This is a genomic window from Frankia sp. CcMO1 (assembly GCF_977945845.1).
On the sequence record NZ_CDWTMG010000294.1, the window covers coordinates 1 to 5207 of the forward strand.

Annotated in this window: 4 protein-coding genes and 1 pseudogene; 3 read left to right on the forward strand and 2 right to left on the reverse strand. The window is 72.3% G+C overall.

Translation table 11 applies throughout. The features are described 5' to 3' along the window. Positions 1-996: pseudogene (locus AC08OU_RS22340) on the forward strand (hypothetical protein); the annotation flags it as partial. Between the two features lie 105 nt (positions 997-1101). Here the strand turns inward: AC08OU_RS22340 and AC08OU_RS22345 are convergent. Next, positions 1102-2451 (reverse strand): DUF1015 family protein, encoded by a 1350-nt coding sequence (locus AC08OU_RS22345; protein WP_476601374.1) that lies wholly within the window; start codon positions 2449-2451, stop codon positions 1102-1104. Positions 2452-2872: 421 nt separating this feature from the next. Between AC08OU_RS22345 and AC08OU_RS22350 the strand changes: the two genes are divergently transcribed. Continuing rightward, positions 2873-3418 carry a tetratricopeptide repeat protein gene (locus AC08OU_RS22350; RefSeq protein WP_476605705.1) on the forward strand — a complete coding sequence of 182 codons (546 nt, stop codon included), beginning with the start codon at positions 2873-2875 and terminating at the stop codon, positions 3416-3418. Beyond that, positions 3415-4734 (forward strand): HAD-IIA family hydrolase, encoded by a 1320-nt coding sequence (locus AC08OU_RS22355; protein ID WP_476601376.1) that lies wholly within the window; start codon positions 3415-3417, stop codon positions 4732-4734. Before AC08OU_RS22350 ends, AC08OU_RS22355 begins: the two co-directional genes overlap by 4 nt. A 41-nt stretch (positions 4735-4775) precedes the next feature. On the opposite strand, the gene AC08OU_RS22360 is transcribed toward AC08OU_RS22355, so the two are convergent. Further along, positions 4776-5114, reverse strand: coding sequence for an alkyl sulfatase C-terminal domain-containing protein (locus AC08OU_RS22360; RefSeq protein WP_476601377.1), 339 nt, complete (start codon positions 5112-5114; stop codon positions 4776-4778). Between the last annotated feature and the right edge of the window lie 93 nt (positions 5115-5207).

The window sequence follows — 5207 nt, forward strand, 5'->3', positions numbered from 1 at the left end:
ACCGAGGCTTCCAGGCCCGGGGGCGGCGGCCCCCGCGGCGGCCGTCCGACCGGGCCGGGCCGGCCCGGCAGAACCGACCGGGCTGGCCGGACAGATCAGACTGAGCAGGGCAGCCGGCGGGCCCGGGTGCCGGCTCCGCCACTTCCCGACGAGGCCCGCGCGGACCTGCTGGACCACGACGTGCGCCGCTCCCTTCGGGGGCTGCCGTCGTCGCTCGCCGACACGATCGCCCGCCATCTCGTCGCAACCGCCCTGCTGCTCGACGACGATCCCGCCCGCGCGCTTGCCCACGCCCGCGCCGCCGCCGATCGAGTGCCACGCCTGCCCGCGGTGCGCGAGGCGGTCGGTATCGCGGCTTACCACGCGGGGGAGTACGCGACGGCCCTGGTGGAACTTCGGGCCGCTCGTCGGATGGACGGTTCCGCGCACAACCTGCCGCTGATGGCGGACAGCGAACGGGGGCTGGGCCGGCCGGAGCGTACCGTCGCCTACCTGCGGGATCCGCAGATCGACCAGCTTGATCCGGCCGCTCGGGCGGAGATGCTCATCGTCGTCTCCGGGGCCCGCCGGGACCTCGGTCAGCCGGAGGCCGCCGTCGTGTTGCTGCGGGATCTGGCCACGGCCAAGACGCCGCCCGCGCCGTGGACCGCCCGTCTCTGGTACGCCTATGCCGAGGCGCTGCTTGCCGCCGGTCGTCCCGAGGAGGCCGCACGCTGGTTCACCTCCACGGCGGCGATCGACGAAGGAGAGACTGACGCTGACGCCCGCGCGTATCTGATCATGACTGGTCGGCCTCTCCCCGAGGAGAACGAGGAGGCTGCGCGGGACGGCGTGGATCTCCTGCTCTCCGATCGGGCCGATCCCGGCGCGGACGCCGGGACCGAGGCGAATACCGAAGCGAATGTCGATCAGGACGTTACCGACCATGATCTTACTGATCATGGTGACGCCCCTGGCCCCGGCCTCGAGACCGAGGGGACGAAGACCGAGGGGTAGGACCGTCCGGCCGAGGGCCACTCCGCCCGCGGTATCCGTGGGTCTGCGGGGAGGTGGGTCCGCGGTGGAGACGGACCGTACCTACGCCGGTCATGCGTACGCCGGTCAGTCGTCGAGTGGACGCAGCACGAGTCCGGTGCGCGGCTTCGGGGTGAACAACGTCGACTTGCGCGGCATCCGCTCGCCGGCCTCGGCGACGGCCGCCACATCGGCGATCGGGGTGGGGTTGAGCAGCAGCGCGGTACCTCCCGCCGCAGCCGCCGCGGCGATCGCGGCCGGCGCGTCGTGGTGGTAGTCGACCACGCCCACCGTGTCCGTCAACCCCCAGACGTCCACGATCAACGCAAGATGAGTGACGGTGACGTCGAGTCCACGGAAGGCCGCCGACCGCTCGGGGGGCAGACTACGCGCGAGCAGGTCGGGGTCGGGCTCGGTGAGCAGGTAGGCCGCGGTGCCGTTGGTGACCACGAATGCGTGCCCGCCCTGCCCGGCCTTGGCCAGCTCCTCCACCAGCGCGTCCGGGTCCGCGCCTGCCGGCCCCACGCCACCGGCATCCCCGGCAGTGGTACCATCCCCGGCAGCGGTACCGCCCTCGCCGGGCCCGGCGAGCTGACGCACGGTGAACACCTCGGCGGCCCGCCGCACTGCCTCGGCGAGCCCGAGACCACGCACCACCCGGTGGATGGCGTGTACCTGGGGCCCCGAGACGGTCGCGTCGACGAGGAAGGCCAGGCCGAAGTCCCAGGGACCCGAACCATCCCCGGCGGCGTGCCGTTCCGCCTGGTACTGGCGGTAGGTGGCGTACCGATGGTGGCCGTCTGCGATCACCGCGCGCCGGGGCAGCAGGTCCGCGGCGATGGCGGTGAGGACCGCCGGATCGTCGATGGCCCAGAGCCGGTGCGTCACCCCGTCGCCCGTGGACGTCTCCACCAGTGGCGTTGTGGCGACCACCATCGAGACCACCCGGCTGGTCTCGCCGCCGCCGGCGTAGAGCAGGAAGATCGGTTCCAGGTTCGCGCGGGTCGCGCGGGTCAGCGCCAACCGGTCTGAGACCGGGCCCGCCATGGTGTTCTCATGCGGGAGGATGATCCCCGCATCCGGATCGGTCAGCGCGACCGCCCCGATCAGCCCGCGCTGGGCATGGCCGGCCTGCTCCTCCTCGTAGACGTAGACGGAGGCCTTCTCGTCGCGACGCAGCACCCCGCTGTCCAGCCATGCCCGCAGCGTGCGGGCGGCCCCGTCGTAGTCCTCCCCGGGGAGGATGAGCCGTACCACGTTGTGCTCGTCGCGCGCCTGGAGTTCCGCCCGCTCGGCGTCGTCGATGACGTCGTAGGGCGGGGAGGTCAGCGGGGCGAGGTCCGGCCCGGAGGACGGAAATCGTGCGGCCCGGAACGGGGCGAGCACGAGACCCGCCGGGGCGGGAACGGGACGATCGGCGTCAACCATGAGCCGCATCGTAGGGCCCCGAGAGTGCGGACCCGGTGTGACCCGGGAGTGCCCTCGCCACTGACCGCCCGTGTTCCGGCCGGCCCAACCGGGCGAGAGGAACATTTCACCACCTTTACGTAGTGCGAGCGTGCCATCGGAGCGGCGGGACGGTGGACAGCGCACACCTGATCGTTATGGGGATCTCGAGGTACGTCGGGTGGCTTTGCGGCGACACTGGAGCTGCGGACCTCGAGGATGTGCCTGGTGCCTGGTGCCTGGTGCCTGGTGCCTGGTGCCTGGTGCCTGGTGCCTGCGGTGGCGGACGGAGTGATTCCGGATCCGGAGGTGTTCCTCGGGTGAGAGGCGGTGATGCGCACCGAGGGCGCCACGGTGCGGCGGAGCCCGGCGCGAGGCCCGTGCCCGGTGCTCAGGATTGGCGAGGCGACAGATGATCATCCGTGTAGTGGAGGTGAAGATGTCCGAGGAGACCGGCCCTCCGGGGGATGTACCGGACGAGATGCCCGGTGGGCTGCCCGCCCGCGGACGACGTGATAGATCCAGCTCGGTGCCGTCCGAGGTGACGTCCTGGGGGGATGACGGTGCGGACCGGTCCCGGCCGGGACCGGCGGGTGAGGTCTACGACTGGTACACCCGGGGGATGGCGCTGCTCGGCCACGGGGACGCCAATGCCGCGGTGCAGCTGCTGGCCCACGCCGTCGTGGCCGAACCCGCCTCGCCGAGCGTGCGGGAGGCGCTGGCCCGGGCGCAGTTCACCGCCGGTCAGTACGGCGCGGCCCGGGAGACCTTCGCCTGGATCGTGGATCGGCATCCCACCGACGACTACGCCCAGTTCGGCCTCGGGTTGTCCGCCCGCAAGATCGGTGATCTTCGGGTGGCCGTGGAGCATCTGGCGCTGGCCGTGGCGATGCGTCCCGACATCCGACACTACGATGTCGCGCTGCGTGGCGCCCGCGCGGCGTTGGCCCGAGCGTGACCCGGCCGGCCGCCGTGCCCGCGGACGAGACCACGTCAGCCAGCTCTTCCGCGGTCTCCTCCGCTTCGTCGTCTTCCGTGTTTTCTGGTTTCTCCGTGCCTTCCGGTGGCTTCCCCGGGCCGTTGCGTGGGACGGACCGGCCGCTGGCCGATCTGTTTGACGTCGCCCTGATGGATCTTGACGGTGTCGTCAACCGTGGGGGCACCGCCGTGCCGCACGCGGCGGACACCATCGCCGCCGCGGGCCGCCGGGGGATGCGCACGGTGTATGTCACGAACAACGCACTGCGCCCGCCGGCCGAGGTCGCCGCCCGCCTGCGCGGCTTCGGCGTACCGGCGCAAACCGAGGACGTCGTCACCTCGGCGCAGGCAGCGGCGCACGTCCTGGCTGAACGGCTGGGCACCGGATCCCGGGTGCTCATTACCGGAGGGCGGGGACTTCGACAGGCGGTGATGGAGGAGGGCCTGGTCCCGGTGGACTCGGCCGAGGACGATCCGGCGGCGGTGGTCCAGGGGTTCGACCCGGATCTCACCTATGCCCGCCTCGCCGAGGCGGCCTATGCCATCCGGGCCGGAGCACTGTGGATCGCCAGCAACGCCGATCGCACCGTGCCGACCGAGCGGGGCGTCGCGCCCGGCAACGGATCCGTCATCGCCTTCCTGCGGGCCGCCACGGACCGCGAGCCGGTGGTGACCGGCAAGCCCGAGTCGGCGATGCACCGCGAGTCGATGCGGCGCAGCGGAGCCCGGACACCCCTCATCGTCGGTGACCGGCTCGACACCGACATCGAGGCCGGTCACCGGACGTCGACGCCGACCCTGCTCGTCTTCACCGGGGTGACGACCCCCGGGGACCTGCTCGCCGCTCCCGCTCCGCACCGTCCCGACTTCGTCGCCGCGGACCTGCGCGGGCTGCTCCGGGCGGCGCCACCGGTGAAGGCCGTCCCGGAGCTGGGGAACCACGCCTATCGTTGCGGCGCCTGGAGCAGCCGGGTCGAGGAGGGGACGCTGCACTGGTCGGGTGAGAGCCACGGGTCGGGTGAGAGCCACGGGCCGGGCGATGACGCGTCGGGTGGCGATCGTTCGGGTAGCGGTCATTCCGGTGGGAATGCGTCAGACTGGGATGTGCCGGGCGACGACACGTGGAACGGGGACGGCACCGACGGGCTGGACGGGCTGCGGGCCGCCTGCGCCACAGTCTGGTCCGCCCTGGACAGCGGCGTCGCCGTCCACACGATCGCGGCGCGACGCCCGCCGGGCTGCGAGGACCTGATGGCTCCGGCGCCCCGGGCGCTGGAGCCCGTGGCGCCCGCCTGAGTCCCGGCGCCTTGGAGCATCGTCGGCGAACAGGCGCATCGTCACAGCAGCGAGCGGACCCGCAGCAGATCCCGCACGCTCGCGTCCACCTTCAGCCGTCCACTGGCCCAGGCGGTCAGCGCGGGAAGCCTTCCCTCGGCGACCGCCACCAGGTCGTCGCTGTCCAGCGTTAGGATGATCTGGGCGTCGTCGCGGGTGCCCTCGCCGATGTGCCGCAGGCAGCCGTCACGCAGCTCCCCGGAGAAGACGGCATCGAGATCGGGGATACGGCAGACGATGACGCGATCCGGGGCACGCGGGGGACGGCCGTCGGCGGAGAGCCCATCCAGGCGGGCGGCGAGAGCATGGAGCGCGGCCTCGCACTGCGACCTGTCGGCCATCCCGGCCGGTCCTCCTCTCAGCCTGTTCGACCTGTGCCCCTCTCGGCCCGGCGTGTCCGGGACACTAGGGCCTGTTTGGGAAGTTTATCGGGG